This window comes from Citrobacter sp. RHBSTW-01044 (genome assembly GCF_013781945.1).
Classification (GTDB): domain Bacteria; phylum Pseudomonadota; class Gammaproteobacteria; order Enterobacterales; family Enterobacteriaceae; genus Citrobacter; species Citrobacter braakii.
The window spans coordinates 172373-189969 of the sequence record NZ_CP056180.1; the positions used below are offsets into that span (position 1 = coordinate 172373).

The 17597-nt window shown below is 52.0% G+C and carries 14 protein-coding genes, 1 tRNA gene and 1 other RNA gene; 14 read left to right on the plus strand and 2 right to left on the minus strand.

The window, feature by feature from the left end:
• The first annotated feature begins 100 nt into the window (after positions 1-100).
• The 12 genes from HV352_RS00835 (at position 101) to HV352_RS00890 (ending at position 12141) form a co-directional block, all read left to right on the plus strand.
• Entirely contained in the window at positions 101-802 is a 702-nt protein-coding gene (locus tag HV352_RS00835) for an autotransporter outer membrane beta-barrel domain-containing protein (protein WP_016154907.1), read from the plus strand.
• Between the two features lie 251 nt (positions 803-1053).
• Entirely contained in the window at positions 1054-2256 is a 1203-nt protein-coding gene (locus HV352_RS00840) for an MFS transporter (protein ID WP_016154906.1), read from the plus strand.
• Positions 2257-2466: 210 nt separating this feature from the next.
• Positions 2467-4161 carry a kdo(2)-lipid A phosphoethanolamine 7''-transferase gene (gene eptB, locus HV352_RS00845; RefSeq protein ID WP_016157716.1) on the plus strand — a complete coding sequence of 565 codons (1695 nt, stop codon included), beginning with the start codon at positions 2467-2469 and terminating at the stop codon, positions 4159-4161.
• A gap of 91 nt (positions 4162-4252) precedes the next feature.
• Positions 4253-4329 (plus strand) — tRNA-Pro (locus HV352_RS00850).
• Between the two features lie 33 nt (positions 4330-4362).
• A non-coding RNA gene (locus HV352_RS00855) (RtT sRNA) lies at positions 4363-4496 on the plus strand.
• 419 nt (positions 4497-4915) lie between these two features.
• The gene (locus tag HV352_RS00860; RefSeq protein WP_137398959.1) at positions 4916-5152 is read left to right on the plus strand and encodes a hypothetical protein; all 237 of its coding nucleotides are present in this window, start codon (positions 4916-4918) and stop codon (positions 5150-5152) included.
• Complete coding sequence (gene dppA, locus HV352_RS00865) at positions 5067-6674, plus strand: dipeptide ABC transporter periplasmic-binding protein DppA (RefSeq protein ID WP_016154904.1); 1608 nt, start codon at positions 5067-5069, stop codon at positions 6672-6674. Before HV352_RS00860 ends, dppA begins: the two co-directional genes overlap by 86 nt.
• A 161-nt stretch (positions 6675-6835) precedes the next feature.
• A complete protein-coding gene (dppB, locus tag HV352_RS00870) occupies positions 6836-7855 on the plus strand; it encodes a dipeptide ABC transporter permease DppB (RefSeq protein WP_016154903.1) in 1020 nt (339 codons plus the stop codon).
• A gap of 9 nt (positions 7856-7864) precedes the next feature.
• The gene (gene dppC, locus HV352_RS00875; protein WP_046275775.1) at positions 7865-8767 is read left to right on the plus strand and encodes a dipeptide ABC transporter permease DppC; all 903 of its coding nucleotides are present in this window, start codon (positions 7865-7867) and stop codon (positions 8765-8767) included.
• Between the two features lie 10 nt (positions 8768-8777).
• Entirely contained in the window at positions 8778-9761 is a 984-nt protein-coding gene (gene dppD / locus HV352_RS00880; RefSeq protein WP_016154901.1) for a dipeptide ABC transporter ATP-binding protein, read from the plus strand.
• Positions 9758-10762 (plus strand): dipeptide ABC transporter ATP-binding subunit DppF, encoded by a 1005-nt coding sequence (dppF, locus tag HV352_RS00885; RefSeq protein ID WP_003827418.1) that lies wholly within the window; start codon positions 9758-9760, stop codon positions 10760-10762. Before dppD ends, dppF begins: the two co-directional genes overlap by 4 nt.
• Positions 10763-10938: 176 nt before the next feature.
• A complete protein-coding gene (locus HV352_RS00890; RefSeq protein ID WP_172860394.1) occupies positions 10939-12141 on the plus strand; it encodes a sigma 54-interacting transcriptional regulator in 1203 nt (400 codons plus the stop codon).
• Between the two features lie 33 nt (positions 12142-12174).
• Here the strand turns inward: HV352_RS00890 and HV352_RS00895 are convergent, their stop codons facing one another.
• A complete protein-coding gene (locus HV352_RS00895) occupies positions 12175-13473 on the minus strand; it encodes an amino acid permease (RefSeq protein WP_016157712.1) in 1299 nt (432 codons plus the stop codon).
• A gap of 117 nt (positions 13474-13590) precedes the next feature.
• Positions 13591-14787 (minus strand): methionine gamma-lyase, encoded by a 1197-nt coding sequence (megL, locus tag HV352_RS00900; RefSeq protein WP_181635134.1) that lies wholly within the window; start codon positions 14785-14787, stop codon positions 13591-13593.
• A gap of 425 nt (positions 14788-15212) precedes the next feature.
• Between megL and HV352_RS00905 the strand changes: the two genes are divergently transcribed.
• Both HV352_RS00905 and hmsP read left to right on the plus strand, forming a co-directional pair.
• Positions 15213-15320, plus strand: coding sequence for a type I toxin-antitoxin system toxin Ldr family protein (locus HV352_RS00905; protein WP_016154898.1), 108 nt, complete (start codon positions 15213-15215; stop codon positions 15318-15320).
• A 226-nt stretch (positions 15321-15546) separates the two neighbouring features.
• A complete protein-coding gene (gene hmsP / locus HV352_RS00910) occupies positions 15547-17553 on the plus strand; it encodes a biofilm formation regulator HmsP (RefSeq protein ID WP_032931922.1) in 2007 nt (668 codons plus the stop codon).
• The last annotated feature ends 44 nt before the right edge of the window (positions 17554-17597 follow it).

A 17597-nucleotide genomic window follows, 5' to 3' on the forward strand; every position in this document is an offset into this window, starting at 1 on the left:
GCTAAAAAGACAATATTTAATACAGGGCCTGATGGGCCCGATATCCTTCACACAATGACAATAATATCGCCGAATTCGGCTCTTTTCTGGAGTCGCGTTGATGATTATAAGAAACAGTAGTGGTCGCCAAAGGTTAACTCTGGCGAGCGTCGTAGTTTGTGCGCTGTTCATCAATACAGCATATGGCTGGCAACAAGAATATATCGTTGATGCGATGTCAGGGCATACGGCTGAACGTTATACATGGGACAGCGATCACCAACCACGTTATAACGACATTCTGGAAGAACGTATTCGCTCCACTCAAAACGTGGCGGGTCCCGTGGTGAATCTGGCGGATGAAACGCCTATGGATGCGACCAGCGGCATGAGTATGGGCTGGAACTTTCCGCTTTCAAGGCAGGTGATGACTGGTCCGGTGGCCGCGCTGCATTATGACGGTTCGACCACGTCTACTTACAACGAATTTGGCGATAGCGTGACGTCGGTAACGCAGAACGATCCGCTGTGGCATGCCAGCGTCAGCACGTTAGGCTGGCGAGTCAATTCTCAGTTCGGTGATGTGCGACCGTGGGCGCAAATCAGCTATAACCAGCAGTTTGGCGAGAATATCTGGAAAGCGCAGTCGGGCCTCAGTCGCATGACGGCGGCGGGTCAAGACGGTAACTGGCTGGATGTTACCGTTGGCGCAGATATGCTGTTGAACCGGCACATGGCGGCTTACGCGGCGCTTTCGCAGGCGGAAAATAGCACCAATAACAGCGACTATATGTACACCATGGGAGTGAGTGCCAAATTTTAACGCAAACAATCATCATATAAACATCTCTGTTACATATTGAGATCAACAATCACACGCCCCTCAGCGATAGCGTGTACTAACTCTTACGATAAAATTCAGTAACCCGACTTTTTGTCTCGTCATTCATTCCGCATTCCAGGCATTTCATTCCGTCCTGGTGGCATTTCATGCCGTTTTCTCCTGGCCATAAAAGCGCTTCGGTATGGTTGTTGGCAGAGAATTTCCCATTTTGCTTATGCAGGAAGACTGCCATGAAAACTTCTGATTATCAGCGCACTCGCTGGCTAACACTGATCGGCACGATTATTACCCAATTTGCTTTAGGTTCTGTTTATACCTGGAGCCTGTTTAATGGCGCGCTCTCTTCTAAGCTCGATGCGCCGGTCAGTCAGGTGGCATTTTCTTTTGGCTTGCTGAGCCTCGGGCTGGCGATTTCCTCTTCCGTTGCCGGCAAGCTGCAGGAACGTTTTGGCGTGAAACGCGTCACCATGGCCTCCGGTATTTTACTCGGCGTCGGTTTCTTCTTAACTGCCCATTCCAACAGTCTGATTATGCTGTGGCTGAGCGCCGGTGTGTTGGTTGGTCTGGCGGATGGTGCAGGTTACCTGTTAACGCTTTCCAACTGCGTAAAATGGTTCCCTGAGCGTAAAGGGCTGATTTCCGCCTTTGCCATCGGTTCTTATGGCCTTGGCAGCCTCGGTTTTAAATTTATCGACAGTCAACTGCTGAGCACCGTGGGCCTGGAAAAAACCTTCATGATTTGGGGCGCGATCGTACTGGTGATGATCGTCTTTGGCTCCACGCTGATGAAAGATGCGCCGAATCAGGAAGTGAAAGCGAAGAATGGCGTAGTTGAGAACGACTACACCCTGGCGCAGTCCATGCGCAAACCGCAGTACTGGATGCTGGCAGTCATGTTCCTGACAGCGTGTATGAGCGGTCTGTACGTCATTGGCGTGGCGAAAGATATCGCACAAAGCCTGGCGCATATGGATGTGGCGACGGCGGCGAATGCGGTTACCGTCATTTCTATCGCGAACCTGTCGGGTCGTCTGGTGCTGGGGATTCTGTCCGATAAAATCTCCCGTATTCGCGTGATCACCATTGGTCAGGTCGTTTCGCTGGTCGGTATGGCTGCACTGTTGTTCGCGCCGCTGAATGACGTAACCTTCTTTATGGCCATTGCCTGTGTCGCATTTAACTTTGGCGGCACCATCACCGTATTCCCGTCACTGGTCAGCGAGTTCTTCGGTCTGAATAACCTGGCTAAAAACTACGGTGTTATTTACCTGGGCTTCGGTATCGGTAGCATTTGCGGTTCCATTATCGCCTCGCTGTTTGGCGGGTTCTATGTGACCTTCTGCGTTATCTTTGCGCTGTTAATCATTTCGCTGGCGCTTTCTACCACTATTCGTCAGCCACAACGTAGCGTCTATACCGAGGCGCACGCCTAAATCTATTAGTAGTATGATTAATACCTGGCGCATATATTTACAAAAATTTATGCGCCATTTTCATTCTCTATAAGCACTTTTGCTCCCTCCTGTGGTCTACTTACCCGCGCCCGTAGACATTTCACCTCTGCTGTTGTCGCATTTTTCCTCTGTCAGGTCTGATTGATCGCTGCTCAGGGTTTTTTATCCCGATTTCCAGGGTTTGTTTGCATGAGATACATTAAGTCGATGACGCAGCAGAAACTCAGTTTCTTGCTGGCAATCTATATCGGTTTGTTTATGAACTGTGCTGTATTTTTCCGTCGCTTTAGCGGATATGCGCACGATTTTACCGTCTGGAAAGGACTCTCCGCGGTTGTTGAATTGGCCGGCACTGTGCTGGTGACCTTCTTTTTACTACGCCTTCTCTCTTTGTTTGGCCGCCGCGCCTGGCGGGTCCTGGCAACCTGTTTGGTGCTGTGTTCTGCCGGCGCCAGTTATTATATGACCTTCCTGAACGTGGTAATTGGTTACGGTATTATCGCCTCCGTAATGACCACGGATATTGATTTATCGAAAGAAGTCGTCGGCTGGCATTTCATCGTGTGGCTGGTTTCGGTCAGTATTATTCCCTTGGTGCTGATTTGGAGTAACCGCTGCCGCTACACGTTGATGAGACAAATTCGTACACCGGGCATGAGGTGGCGTAGCGTAGCGGTAGTTTTACTGGCCGGCCTGATGGTATGGGCGCCGATTCGCCTGCTGAGCATGCAACAGAGAAGCGTAGAGCGAGAAACAGGTATCGATTTACCCAGCTATGGCGGGGTTGTGGCGAACTCTTACTTGCCGTCAAACTGGCTCTCTGCGCTGGGTTTGTACGCCTGGGCACAGGTGGATGAATCCTCAGACAACAAATCGCTGATGAACCCGGCGAAGAAATTTACCTATGTTGAGCCTAAGAACCTCGACGACACCTATGTGGTCTTTATTATCGGCGAAACCACCCGCTGGGACCATATGGGGATTTTTGGCTATGAGCGAAATACCACGCCAAGGCTCGCCCAGGAGAAAAACCTGGCCGCGTTCCGTGGATATTCCTGTGACACGGCGACCAAGCTTTCGCTGCGCTGTATGTTTGTGCGTGAAGGTGGGGCGGAAGAAAACCCGCAGCGTACCCTGAAAGAACAAAACGTCTTTTCCGTGCTCGGTCAGTTAGGGTTCAAGACAGACCTCTACGCGATGCAAAGCGAGATGTGGTTCTACAGCAATACCATGGCGGAGAACATCGCTTACCGAGAGCAGATTGGCGCTGAGCCGCGTAACCGTGGCAAGAACGTTGACGATATGCTGTTGATTACCGAAATGCAGCAGTCTCTGCAACCGACGGATGATGATGGCAAACGTCTGATTATTCTGCATACCAAAGGTTCGCATTTTAACTACACGCAGCGCTACACCCGCGAATATGCGCAGTGGAAGCCGGAGTGTGTCAATGTGGATAGCGGTTGCTCGAAAGCCGAGATGATTAACTCTTTTGATAACTCGGTAACCTATGTTGATCACTTTATTACCAAAGTGTTTGATCAACTGCGGGATAAGAAAGCGATAGTGTTCTACGCCGCCGATCACGGTGAGTCGATTAACGAGCGTGAGCACCTGCACGGTACGCCGCGTAAAATGGCTCCGCCAGAGCAGTTCCGCGTTCCTATGCTGGTGTGGATGTCAGACAAATATCTGGAAGACCCAGACCATGCGAAGGCGTTTGCACACCTGAAGCAAGAAGCTGATATGAAGGTGCCGCGTCGTCATGTGGAACTGTACGACACTATCTTGGGTTGCCTCGGTTATACCTCGCCAAATGGCGGTATTAACGAGAATAACAACTGGTGCCGTATCCCGGACGCGAAGAAGGTTACGGCTCAGTAATTGGGCTGCTGACTTTCTCGCCGATCAAATGGCATTTTGATACTAAGGGATTGACGGGGGCGCGGCTGAGCAGTAAGATGCGCCCCGCATTCGGTGATTGGCGCAGCCTGGTAGCGCACTTCGTTCGGGACGAAGGGGTCGGAGGTTCGAATCCTCTATCACCGACCAAATTCAAAACCCTGCTCAACGAGCAGGGTTTTTTGCATTTGAAACCCACGAGGATGAGAACCTCCGGGGGTAAGAGGTTCGACTCGAGCGCAGCGAGAAAACGTTGCGTTAGCAACGGCCCGTAGGGCGAGCCACGTCAGTGGCGAGTAATCCTCTCTCTCCGACCAAAATTGACCTTCCTTTTATCTGCAAAAATTGTGCACCACTTCCCACTGACTGTTAACGATTCTGTGACATATTCCATTGCCTTTTTTTATATTTGCTTGAAACTTTTTTTGCGCTACTTATGGCTGAACCTGGCATTTTCCGCTGTGCGCTTTAGCGTTCATGGCATTAATCGCTCAGATATGCAGCATTAATTTAGAAAGTTTTAATAATTTGCATAAATGTTAATCACCAAATGTTGCGAAATATGAAGATGTTTATTCTGGCATAGTGCGCGTAGCACAAATTTCCCTGCTGAAAATGTCCTTCTGCACTTTTTTTAATCTTTGTTTGCGAATTCTCACCGTTGGTGTAAATCACGGTTACCTGTATTGACGTTTTCACATTCTGTTGACAGATTGTAGGGCATGAGGGGCATTTCATGGAGAATCCGCACTGCAACTCAGTCGCTTATGTGAACGGAATCCCTATCCTCTTAACGCCGACCCGGCCGGGTAAAAAACAAAAAAGGCCAGGCGGTGCAAACCCACTGCAAAGGGTAAAACAACAAACATCACATTTGGAGCAGAAGAATGAGTATTTCCTTGAAGAAGTCAGGGATGCTGAAGCTTGGTCTGAGCCTGGTGGCTATGACCTGCGCCGCAAGCGTACAGGCTAAAACTCTGGTTTATTGTTCAGAAGGATCTCCTGAAGGCTTTAACCCACAGCTTTTCACCTCTGGCACGACCTATGATGCCAGCTCCGTACCGATCTATAACCGCCTGGTCGAGTTCAAAACCGGTACAACTGAAGTGATCCCGGGCCTTGCTGAGAAGTGGGAAATCAGCGAAGACGGTAAAACCTATACCTTCCACCTGCGCCAGGGCGTGAAGTGGCAGGACAACAAAGATTTCAAACCGACGCGCGATTTAAACGCCGATGACGTGGTGTTCTCTTTCGATCGTCAGAAAAATGCCCAGAACCCGTACCACAAAGTCTCTGGCGGTAGCTATGAATACTTCGAAGGGATGGGTCTGCCAGATCTGATCTCCGAAGTGAAAAAAGTGGACGATAAAACCGTTCAGTTCGTGCTGACTCGCCCGGAAGCGCCTTTCCTGGCTGACCTGGCGATGGACTTCGCTTCTATTCTTTCCAAAGAATATGCAGACAACATGCTGAAAGCCGGTTCCCCGGAGAAAGTGGATCTGAACCCAATTGGGACCGGTCCGTTCCAGCTGCAGCAGTACCAGAAAGACTCCCGTATTCTGTATAAAGCATTCGAAGGTTACTGGGGCACCAAGCCACAGATTGACCGTCTGGTCTTCTCCATTACGCCTGACGCTTCCGTGCGTTACGCCAAACTGCAGAAGAACGAGTGCCAGGTGATGCCGTACCCGAACCCGGCAGATATCGCGCGCATGAAGCAGGATAAAAACATTAACCTGATGGAGCAGGCCGGTCTGAACGTTGGCTACCTCTCTTTCAACACCGAGAAGAAACCGTTTGATGACGTGAAAGTCCGTCAGGCGCTGACCTACGCGGTGAACAAAGAAGCCATCATTAAAGCGGTATATCAGGGCGCTGGCGTTGCCGCGAAAAACCTGATCCCACCGACCATGTGGGGCTATAACGACGACGTTAAAGACTACACCTACGATCCTGAAAAGGCTAAAGCGCTGCTGAAGGAAGCGGGTCAGGATAAAGGCTTCACCGTTGAGCTGTGGGCCATGCCGGTACAGCGTCCTTACAACCCGAACGCCCGCCGTATGGCGGAAATGGTTCAGGCTGACTGGGCGAAAATTGGCGTTCAGGCCAAGATTGTGACCTACGAGTGGGGCGAATATCTGAAACGCGCCAAAGCGGGTGAGCATCAGGCGGTGATGATGGGTTGGACCGGTGACAACGGGGATCCGGACAACTTCTTCGCCACCCTGTTCAGCTGTGCGGCAGCGAAAGACGGTTCCAACTACTCTCGCTGGTGCTACAAGCCGTTTGAAGATCTAATCCAGCCGGCGCGTGCGACCGACGATCACAACAAACGTATTGAACTGTACAAGCAAGCTCAGGTTGTTATGCACGATCAGGCCCCGGCTCTGATTGTTGCTCACTCCACCGTGTATGAACCAGTGCGTAAAGAGGTGAAAGGCTATGTGGTTGATCCATTAGGCAAACATCACTTCGAAAACGTCTCTGTCGAATAATTAAAAGCAAGCCAGGCAGCGCTACGGACCGTTAAGTCGGGTCACCGTAGCGCCACCTGACAGTAATGCTTTATCTCCCTCTCGCTGGAGGGGGAGATAAGATTTGTGAGCAATACAGATTCACGGTTCCAGGCCGTGCGTCATTAGAGAGAATCCGGGTTATGTTGCAGTTCATTCTCCGACGTTTGGGACTCGTCATCCCCACGTTTATCGGTATCACTCTTCTCACCTTTGCTTTCGTTCATATGATCCCCGGCGATCCGGTAATGATCATGGCGGGTGAGCGTGGAATTTCCCCTGAGCGTCATGCTCAACTGTTGGCTGAACTCGGTCTGGATAAACCGATGTGGCAGCAGTACCTCCATTACATCTGGGGGGTTATGCATGGTGATTTAGGTATCTCGCTGAAAAGCCGATTACCGGTGTGGGAAGAGTTCGTTCCTCGCTTTAAAGCAACGCTGGAACTTGGCGTCTGCGCGATGATTTTCGCCGTTGCGGTGGGTATTCCGGTGGGTGTACTTGCTGCCGTTAAGCGCGGCTCCATTTTCGATCACACTGCCGTTGGCCTGGCGCTGACGGGTTACTCCATGCCGATTTTCTGGTGGGGCATGATGCTGATCATGCTGGTTTCCGTGCAGTGGAACCTGACGCCGGTTTCCGGTCGGGTGAGCGACATGGTGTTCCTTGATGATTCCAATCCCCTGACCGGTTTTATGCTGATTGACACCGCCATTTGGGGTGAAGAGGGCAACTTTATCGATGCGCTGGCGCATATGATCCTGCCGGCAATGGTGCTTGGTACCATTCCTCTGGCGGTAATTGTGCGTATGACTCGTTCATCGATGCTGGAAGTACTGGGTGAAGATTACATTCGTACCGCACGCGCCAAAGGCCTGACCCGTATGCGCGTCATCATCATTCACGCTCTGCGTAACGCGATGCTTCCCGTTGTGACCGTTATCGGCCTGCAGGTCGGTACGTTATTGGCTGGGGCGATCCTGACCGAGACTATTTTCTCGTGGCCGGGACTGGGACGCTGGTTGATCGATGCGCTACAACGCCGTGATTATCCAGTGGTACAGGGCGGGGTGCTGCTGGTCGCGACGATGATTATCCTCGTCAACCTGCTGGTAGACCTGCTGTACGGCGTGGTGAACCCGCGTATTCGGCATAGGAAGTAAGGGGCCATCATGTCACAGGTTACTGAAAATAAAGTTATTGCTGCACCGGTGCCCATGACCCCGATGCAGGAGTTCTGGCACTATTTTAAACGCAACAAAGGTGCGGTTGTTGGGCTGGTGTACGTTGTCGTGATGATCCTGATTGCGGTTTTTGCCAACGTCCTCGCGCCGTACAACCCGGCAGAGCAGTTCCGCGATACGCTGCTGGCCCCTCCTGCGTGGCAGGAAGGCGGTACCATGGCGCATCTGTTTGGTACTGATGATGTGGGCCGCGATGTGCTGTCCCGCCTGATGTACGGTGCGCGTTTGTCTCTGTTGGTCGGCTGTCTGGTGGTGGTGCTCTCCCTGCTGATGGGCGTGATTCTCGGGCTGATTGCCGGTTACTTTGGCGGGATTGTCGATAACGTCATCATGCGTGTGGTCGATATCATGCTGGCACTGCCGAGCCTGCTATTGGCGCTGGTGCTGGTGGCGGTATTTGGGCCCTCGATTGGCAACGCCGCGCTGGCGCTGACGTTCGTGGCATTGCCGCACTATGTGCGTCTGACGCGCGCCGCCGTCCTGGTGGAGGTTAACCGCGACTACGTTACCGCATCCCGCGTGGCCGGAGCCGGTGCGATGCGCCAGATGTTCGTCAATATTCTTCCTAACTGTCTTGCGCCGCTGATTGTTCAGGCGTCGCTTGGCTTCTCTAACGCCATTCTCGATATGGCTGCCCTCGGCTTCCTGGGGATGGGCGCACAGCCGCCTACGCCGGAATGGGGCACCATGCTCTCTGACGTGTTGCAATTTGCCCAAAGCGCCTGGTGGGTCGTGACCTTCCCGGGGCTGGCAATCCTGCTGACGGTGCTGGCATTTAACCTGATGGGTGACGGTCTGCGTGACGCGCTCGATCCCAAACTGAAGCAGTAAGAGGTTCGAGATGGCGTTATTAAATGTAGATAAATTATCGGTGCACTTCGGCGATGTGGGGTCCGAATTTCGTGCCGTAGACCGCATTAGTTACAGCGTGAACCAGGGTGAAGTGGTTGGCATTGTAGGGGAGTCCGGCTCTGGTAAGTCCGTCAGCTCGCTGGCGATCATGGGACTGATTGACTACCCAGGTCGCGTTATGGCCGAAAATCTGGAATTTAATGGTCGTGACCTGAAGCGCATCTCTGAGAAAGAGCGTCGCCAGTTAGTGGGCGCGGAAGTGGCGATGATCTTCCAGGACCCGATGACCAGCCTTAACCCGTGCTACACCGTCGGCTACCAGATTATGGAAGCCATTAAGGTGCACCAGGGCGGCAACAAAAAAACGCGTATTCAGCGGGCGATTGACCTGCTGACGCTGGTGGGGATCCCCGATCCGGCCTCGCGTCTGGATGTCTATCCGCACCAGTTGTCCGGTGGGATGAGCCAGCGCGTGATGATCGCGATGGCGATTGCCTGTCGTCCAAAGCTGTTGATTGCCGACGAACCGACAACAGCGCTGGATGTGACCATTCAGGCGCAGATCATCGAGCTACTGCTGGAATTGCAGCAAAAAGAGAACATGGCGCTGGTCCTAATCACGCACGACCTGGCGCTGGTGGCCGAAGCGGCGCACAAGATCATTGTGATGTACGCCGGGCAGGTAGTGGAAGCCGGGGCCGCGCAGGATATTTTTCGCGCGCCGCGTCATCCGTATACCCAGGCGTTGCTGCGCGCGTTGCCGGAGTTCGCTCAGGATAAAGCGCGTCTGGCTTCGTTACCGGGCGTGGTGCCAGGTAAATATGACCGCCCGACCGGCTGTTTACTGAACCCGCGCTGCCCCTATGCGACTGACAAATGCCGCGCTGAAGAACCTGAACTGAACCTGCTGGAAGGCGGTCGTCAGTCGAAATGCCATTACCCACTTGATGATGCCGGGAGGCCTGGGCTATGAGTACGCAAAAGGCCGCTTTGCCACAGCCGCTGTTGCAGGCAATTGACCTGAAAAAACACTATCCGGTGAAGAAGGGGATGTTCGCCCCGGAACGCCTGGTGAAAGCGCTGGACGGCGTCTCCTTTACCCTGGAACGCGGCAAAACGCTGGCGGTGGTAGGCGAGTCGGGCTGTGGGAAATCCACCCTTGGCCGCCTGCTGACGATGATTGAAGTCCCGACCGGCGGCGAGCTGTATTACCAGGGGCAGGATCTGCTTAAGCACGACCCGCAGGCGCAGAAGCTGCGCCGGCAGAAAATCCAGATTGTGTTCCAGAACCCTTACGGTTCCTTGAACCCGCGCAAGAAAGTAGGGCAGATTCTGGAAGAGCCGCTGCTGATCAACTCCACGCTAAGTAAAGAGGAGCGTCGTGAAAAAGCGCTGGCGATGATGGCGAAAGTGGGGCTGAAAACCGAGCACTACGACCGCTATCCGCACATGTTCTCCGGCGGTCAGCGTCAGCGTATTGCTATCGCTCGCGGGCTGATGCTTGATCCAGACGTGGTGATCGCCGACGAACCGGTCTCGGCGCTGGATGTTTCTGTTCGTGCGCAGGTGCTGAACCTGATGATGGACTTGCAGCAGGAACTGGGGCTGTCATACGTCTTTATCTCGCATGACCTGTCGGTGGTAGAGCACATTGCCGATGAGGTGATGGTGATGTATTTAGGCCGCTGCGTGGAAAAAGGAACGAAGGATCAGATATTCAATAATCCGCGTCATCCGTATACGCAGGCGCTGCTCTCCGCGACGCCACGCCTGAACCCGGACGATCGCCGCGAGCGTATCAAGCTGACCGGTGAGCTGCCAAGCCCGCTGAATCCACCGCCGGGCTGTGCGTTCAATGCCCGCTGCCGTCGGCGTTTTGGTCCGTGTACCCAGCTTCAGCCGCAGTTGAAGGATTACGGTGGACAACTCGTGGCCTGTTTCGCTGTTGACCAGGATGAAAATCCACAGCAATAAACGTGGGTTATGACCTGATAACCGGAGCCTTGTGCTCCGGTTTTTTTATATTTTGTTTTTACGTCCACAATGTGAGTCCTCTGGCAGAACATTATTCCACAGCGTCTAAAATGTAGTCAGATTTCCTCTCGTCACAGAAATATCTATTTCGCAGTTGCTAACTGTCAGGAGCAAATGTGGTCACGATACGCTGGGATATTAAAACAATTGATCGTCTGTCGATGGTTGAGGATGTCCTGAAGGAATTTTCCTGCTGCGATATCAATATCATCTCCATGAAAGTCACGCCTGGACGGATCCTGATTAAATCCTGGTGCCGCCAGTTACAGGATATTTCCTGCGTGCAATCCTGTTTAGGCCGGCGCGCCGATATTATTAACGTCGCTTACCTGTGTGAAGAGATAAGCGAACTGTCAACGCCTGAGCCGGAACGCCCGCGCTATTTCTCTGACATTATTTGTAGCAGCCAGAGCATGCACTCGCTTATCGAAAAGGCGATAAAAATTGCCGACAGCAAATATACCGTTTTGATCCGCGGCGATACGGGTACTGGCAAAGAACTTCTGGCCCGAGCTATCCATAATTCCGGGCAGCGACGTTTTTATCCGTTTATTCCGATCAACTGCTCTGCGCTACCTGAGTCGTTGATGGAGAGTGAATTCTTTGGCTATGAGAAAGGGGCTTTTAGCGGTGCAGATTGTAAAGGCAAAAAAGGGCTGTTTGAAATGGCCGATAAAGGCACCCTTTTTCTCGATGAATTTGGTGAAATGTCGCTGAGCTTACAGGCTAAATTACTGCGCGTACTTCAGGATGGCGGGATCCGTCGCGTTGGCGGGGCGCAAATTATTCCGGTCAATGTGCGCATTATTGTGGCAACCAACGCCAATCTGGAAGAGATGGTGGAACAACGTCTGCTGCGCGCCGATCTCTATTACCGCATTAATGTACTTTCACTGACCATTCCGCCCCTGCGGGAGCGCCCGCAGGATATCAGCCTATTGATTCGCCACTTTGTGCAGAAATACGCGAAGGAATTCCAGCGACGGATCATTCTGGATAAAGCCTGCTTTGATGCCCTGCATCATCACACCTGGCCGGGAAACGTTCGCGAACTGGAAAATACCATCATTCGCCTGATGCTGATGGCGGAATCCGATGTCATTACGCGGGAAGAATTAGGGATGGTGAATTTGCCTACCGTTGAGCTGACGCCGACAGAGCGTCCTTTTAAAGAACAGGTTTTGTGTGCTGAACGCCAGCTTATTGAACAGATGGTGGAAGAGAATGTGTCGTCGCGGCATATCGCTAAAGCGCTGGGGGTGTCACATACCACGGTACTGAATAAAATTCGCAGCTATCAACTGGAGAGTGTGAGTTAAGCGCCGTCAGTGACTGACGGCGCTGTAAACGGATTATTCAATCAGCTTCAATAATGGCGACAGGCACAGCAGGATCCCGTACAACAGGATTAGCCAGGTTTTCAGCCCGCGTAGTTTTTCCAGTTGCGTTACTTTATAAATCAGGAAAAACGGAATAATACACGACACAATCCCGTAAAGTGGGCTACCCAACTGGAAGAACACCAGTACCGATACACGAAATGACACCCAGATTACCAGGGTGATAACAATAAAGGTGCAAATACCCAGCGTAAGCACCAGGGGATTAATTTTCTCCACATCAATAACGCGGCTCAGAACATTAAGAATAATACCCTTAATCGCCTCGTGGAACCCCAGATAAATACCAAAGAATGCGGTTAATACGGCGAAGATATTTAGCACCGTTGAGGTGATATGAATAATTTGCCCAGGAATGACTTGCGCTGCCAGCGCCAGTGCGGAAATATTTTGTTCGAAGGCCGAAACGGCCTCTTCATGACTAATAGAAAAGGTAAAAGAGAATGAGAAAAACAGAATGACCGCAATCAGCGTAATGTAACTGATGCGATGTGTGCGTATTGCCATGCGGGTGGCCAGAACCCGGTCCGCTACCCGCTTGCGGTAGGCGATGTTCATTGGGTTCAACACCTGAATAAACACCGCCGAGAAGAAGCAGAACGGGATGGTCAGCAGCACGTCGCGAAAGAAGACCGATGCTTCAGGGAATGCGCTGATATTAGCGAAGTTCCAGTGCGGAACCATCGCAAAACCAAACACGATGATGATCCCCACTTTGACTACCACCATCGGGCCGGAGATTTTAAACAGCAGCTTTTCTCCCCCGGAAGCAATGGCCACCAGCACGGCAAAAATGGCCACTTTATAGATTATCGATTGTGAAAGATCGGCATCGGTTAAGCCGAAGGTTTTGATATATGAGGCACTGTCAAAAACCACGGATAAGGAATAGATAAATATGCCGTGAATAATCATCAAAAAATAGATGACGCCAAGAAATACACCCCAGTTTTTTCCCAGGTAATGACTGATAATATCGGTATAGTCATTACAAGTTTCACTTTCTGATAATGTTTTTAAATAAATATCCTGCACAATATAGGTTGCTGGATAGGCAATAATAAAGGCGACGATAAATACCCAAATGCCTGTTAAGCCTATTTGTACCGGCATCAGTACCGTTCCGGCACCAATTGCCATACCGATACACAGTAATACCCAGCCAAAGTCATATTTCGTAAACGGTATTTTCTTTGAGAATGGTACGGTGGTTGCTGTATTGTTGCTTAGTTGTAATGTGTCGTCCTGCATAGAACCCCCTGCCCAAAATACGCGCTCTCCCCGAAACAGGATTGCGCGTATTACCAGACTGTTGTGCCTTGATTCTCAACAACCTGAACCGATCGGCGTCGGTTCAGGTCATAATGGTCAGAATGTTGCCTTTCTGATGGCGTGTTCAAGGTCGTTAATAATATCTTCTGGATCTTCAAGACCCACAGAAAGACGGATAAGCCCGTCGGTAATACCTGCTTTAAGCCGTTCCTCTGGCGCAACGGGCGAATGTGTCATAGACGCTGGGTGCTGAATGAGGGTTTCGGTATCACCGAGACTGACCGCGAGGAGGCACAATTCTACAGAATTGATCATCCGTCTGCCAGCCTCGAGGCCGCCAGCGATTTCGAAGCTGATAATTCCTCCTGGCAGGCTCATCTGTCGCTGGCCCAGCTCATACTGCGGGTGTGAAGACAAGCCAGGATAATAAACGCGGGTAATGGATGGATGCCCCTCGAGGAAGCGGGCGATTTTCAATGCGTTTTCACAGTGGCGTTCCATACGTATACCCAGTGTTTTAACGCCGCGTAGCGTCAACCACGCGTTGAAAGGACTCATGCAGCCGCCGGTGATATCTTTCAGACCAACAAACCGCGCCTGGTCAATAAACTCCTGCTTACCAACAATGATCCCGCCAATCACGTCTCCGTGACCGTTGATATATTTAGTGACGCTGTGCGCCACAATATCCGCGCCTAGCTGTAAAGGCTGCTGGCAGTACGGTGACATAAAGGTGTTATCCACCACCAGCAATGCGCCTTGTTGATGGGCGATACCGGCTACCGTTTCAATGTCGACCAGCGACAGCGTCGGGTTAGCGGGTGTTTCGATATACACTACTTTGGTTTCCGGGCGCATGGCGGCGCGGATTTCTTCAGGCTTTGCCGCATCGACGAAGCTGACGTTAATCCCAAACTTCGGCATGCTGTGCGACAAAAACGCGTGGGTGCAGCCGTAAATCGCGCTGGCGGAAACGATATGGTCGCCCTGCTGGCACAACGTCAGCAGCGTGGTGGTGATGGCAGAAATACCGGATGCGGTTGCCAGCCCGGCTTCACCTCTTTCCAGTACCGCCAGCTTTTTCTCCAGCGCATCGGTGGTGGGGTTACCCAAACGGGTGTAAATGTACCCGGACTCCTCGAGCGCAAAGCGGGCGGCACCTTGTTCGGCGCTGTCAAAAACAAACGTTGAAGTCTGGAAAATAGGCGTACTGAGCGCGCCAGTAGAAGGGTCGGGTTGTTGCCCCGCGTGAACGATCTGGGTGTTGAATCCGTAAGTACGACAGTCAGACATGATATCTCCTTTGATTCGGAACAGAACAGCTCACAGTCAAATAGCAATCGCTGTGCCAGAAAATGAAGGTATAGATATCAATGAGATATGTCTTTTTCTGTATTGAAGAGTGGCAGGAATGTTGCCAACTGGCAAGAATCTTTCCAGCGCAATGGTGAGAAAACAGGTGAAGTGCGAGGCGCTACGCAGAGCCGTATATTGCGCAGTGATATGGCAAGTAGGCTACCGTAGAATCAGCGGCAAGCCGGGAATTCCCGGTGAGGCGCAATGTTGCGGGGGCTTGATCCCCGGCGGCATAGGTTGCTGGAAAGAGAAAACCCCCGCACGTTGTTCGGTATAAACCTGGCAACAAAACGGGGGCTAACTTGAACCTGAACAACTCAAGAATAGCCGCGAACAGTTGCCATTGCAACACAGGCGGCTATATGACGCTCGCACAGTTAGGCGTGGCCTTCTGGCACGATTTAGCGGCTCCGATCATCGCTGGCATTATTGCCAGCCTGATTGTGAGCTGGCTGCGTAACAGGAAGTAATGCACCTTGCGGGCGTCTGTCTGCCGTGATGGCAACATGCGCCCGAACCAGGCCGCAGGGGGAAACCTTGCGGCCTTTTTCGGCTTAAATGCAGATAAATCTCGTCGCCAGGTGCCTATCCTGTCGGGATAATGCATGCTGGGAAGTTTTCAGATACCGCCTCTCTTAATACCGCTACGATCGGGTATACTCTGACGGCAGTTTCGTCTATCCGTGGAGAGTCAGTTTGCGTGTCAGTCGCTCGTTAACAATTAAGCAGATGGCAATGGTTGCGGCCGTTGTCATGGTGTTTGTGTTTATTTTTTGCACCGTTTTGTTGTTCCATCTGGTCCAGCAGAATCGCTACAACACGGCTACGCAACTGGAAAGTATCGCTCGCTCCGTCCGTGAGCCTCTGTCGGGCACGATCCTGAAAGGGGATATTCCCGAAGCAGAAGCTATTTTAAGAAGTATTCGACCAGCAGGCGTGGTCAGCCGCGCCGATGTGGTGCTTCCCAATCAGTTTCAGGCGCTGCGGATGAGCTTTATTCCTGAACGCCCGGTTCCGGTTACGGTGACTCGCCTGTTTGAACTTCCGGTACAAATTTCGCTGCCGGTCTATTCTCTTGAGCGTTCAGCGAATCCGCAACCGCTGGCGTATCTGGTGCTACAGGCGGATTCGTACCGTATGTACAAGTTCGTGATGAGTACGCTCTCAACGTTAGTGACCATTTACTTACTTCTCTCGTTAATACTCACGGTAGCCATCTCATGGTGTATTAACAGATTGATTTTGCATCCATTACGTAAAATAGCGCGTGAGCTGAACGACATTCCCCAGCAGGATCTGATTGGCTATCAGCTGGCATTGCCGCGTTTGCATCAGGACGACGAGATTGGCCTGCTGGTGCGTAGCTACAACCTCAATCAGCAACTGATTCAGCGCCGCAGTGAAGAGCAAAGCGACCATTCAATGCGGTTCCCGGTTTCTGAGCTGCCCAACAAGTCGTTTCTGATGGCGCTGCTGGAGCAGGTTGTGAACCGCCAGCAGACAACGGCGTTGATGATTGTCACTTGCGAAACCCTGCGTGACACCGCGGGTGTGTTATCCGAGACCCAGCGGGAAATCCTGCTGCTTACGCTGGTTGAAAAGCTGAAGTCAGTATTGGCCCCCAGAATGGTGCTTACCCAGGTGAGCGGCTATGACTTTGCCATCATCGCACATGGTGTGAAAGAACCCTGGCACGCTATTACGCTAGGTCAGCAAGTGCTCACTATCGTTAACGAGCGATTACCGATTCAGGGCATTCAACTCCGTCCAACCTGTAACATTGGGGTGGCGATGTTTAATGGCGATTTGACCGCAGAACAGCTTTACCACCGCGCACTCTCAGCCGTGTTAACGTCGCGTCACAAGGGTAAAAACCGGATTCAGTTCTTTGACCCGTTGCAGATGGAAGAGGCGCAACAGCGTTTGACGGAAGAGAACGATATTCTTACCGCGCTGGATAACCATCAGTTTGCGCTCTGGATGCAGCCGCAGGTGGAGATGTCCAGCGGTAAAGTATTGAGCGCAGAAGCATTATTGCGAATGCAGCAGCCAGATGGAAGCTGGGAGCTGCCAGAAGGGTTAATCGACAGGATTGAGTCCTGTGGCCTGATGGTGACGGTCGGTTACTGGGTGCTGGAGGAGACATGCCGCCAGCTGTCAGCCTGGCAGGAACGCGGCCTGATGCTGCCGCTCTCGGTGAACCTGTCTGCGCTACAGCTGATGCATCCGAGTATGGTGTCGGATCTGCTGGAATTGCTAAACCGCTATCGCATCAAGCCTGGGACGTTGATTCTGGAAGTGACCGAAAGCCGGCACATTGATGATCCTAACGCCGCCGTGGCTATTTTACGCCCGCTGCGCAACGCGGGCGTGCGTATCGCGCTGGACGATTTTGGTATGGGGTATGCGGGCCTGCGGCAGCTGCAGCACATGAAGTCGCTCCCGGTGGATGTACTCAAAATCGATAAGATGTTTGTTGATGGCGTCCCTGAAGATTGCAGCATGATCTCCGCCATCATTCAGTTGGCGCATAGCCTCAATTTGCAGATGATCGCTGAGGGCGTCGAAACCGAAGCGCAACGCGAATGGTTATCACAAGCGGGGGTAGAAGTGGCACAAGGGTTCCTGTTTGCCCGGCCGGTTCCGGCGAATATCTTCGAAGAACGTTATCTGACGCCGAAAAACGCTGATTACAAAAGTTAAAAAAGGTCTCGCTTGTGCGAGCCAGCTCAAAATTTTTAACATTT

What these genes read in the sequence shown, in the direction of transcription:
- HV352_RS00835 (WP_016154907.1), top strand. Translation starts at nt 101, where the DNA reads ATGATTATAAGAAACAGTAGTGGTCGCCAAAGGTTAACTCTGGCGAGC.
- HV352_RS00840 (WP_016154906.1), top strand. Translation starts at nt 1,054, where the DNA reads ATGAAAACTTCTGATTATCAGCGCACTCGCTGGCTAACACTGATCGGC.
- eptB (WP_016157716.1), top strand. Translation starts at nt 2,467, where the DNA reads ATGAGATACATTAAGTCGATGACGCAGCAGAAACTCAGTTTCTTGCTG.
- HV352_RS00860 (WP_137398959.1), top strand. Translation starts at nt 4,916, where the DNA reads ATGGAGAATCCGCACTGCAACTCAGTCGCTTATGTGAACGGAATCCCT.
- dppA (WP_016154904.1), top strand. Translation starts at nt 5,067, where the DNA reads ATGAGTATTTCCTTGAAGAAGTCAGGGATGCTGAAGCTTGGTCTGAGC.
- dppB (WP_016154903.1), top strand. Translation starts at nt 6,836, where the DNA reads ATGTTGCAGTTCATTCTCCGACGTTTGGGACTCGTCATCCCCACGTTT.
- dppC (WP_046275775.1), top strand. Translation starts at nt 7,865, where the DNA reads ATGTCACAGGTTACTGAAAATAAAGTTATTGCTGCACCGGTGCCCATG.
- dppD (WP_016154901.1), top strand. Translation starts at nt 8,778, where the DNA reads ATGGCGTTATTAAATGTAGATAAATTATCGGTGCACTTCGGCGATGTG.
- dppF (WP_003827418.1), top strand. Translation starts at nt 9,758, where the DNA reads ATGAGTACGCAAAAGGCCGCTTTGCCACAGCCGCTGTTGCAGGCAATT.
- HV352_RS00895 (WP_016157712.1), bottom strand. Translation starts at nt 13,473, where the DNA reads ATGCAGGACGACACATTACAACTAAGCAACAATACAGCAACCACCGTA.
- megL (WP_181635134.1), bottom strand. Translation starts at nt 14,787, where the DNA reads ATGTCTGACTGTCGTACTTACGGATTCAACACCCAGATCGTTCACGCG.
- HV352_RS00905 (WP_016154898.1), top strand. Translation starts at nt 15,213, where the DNA reads ATGACGCTCGCACAGTTAGGCGTGGCCTTCTGGCACGATTTAGCGGCT.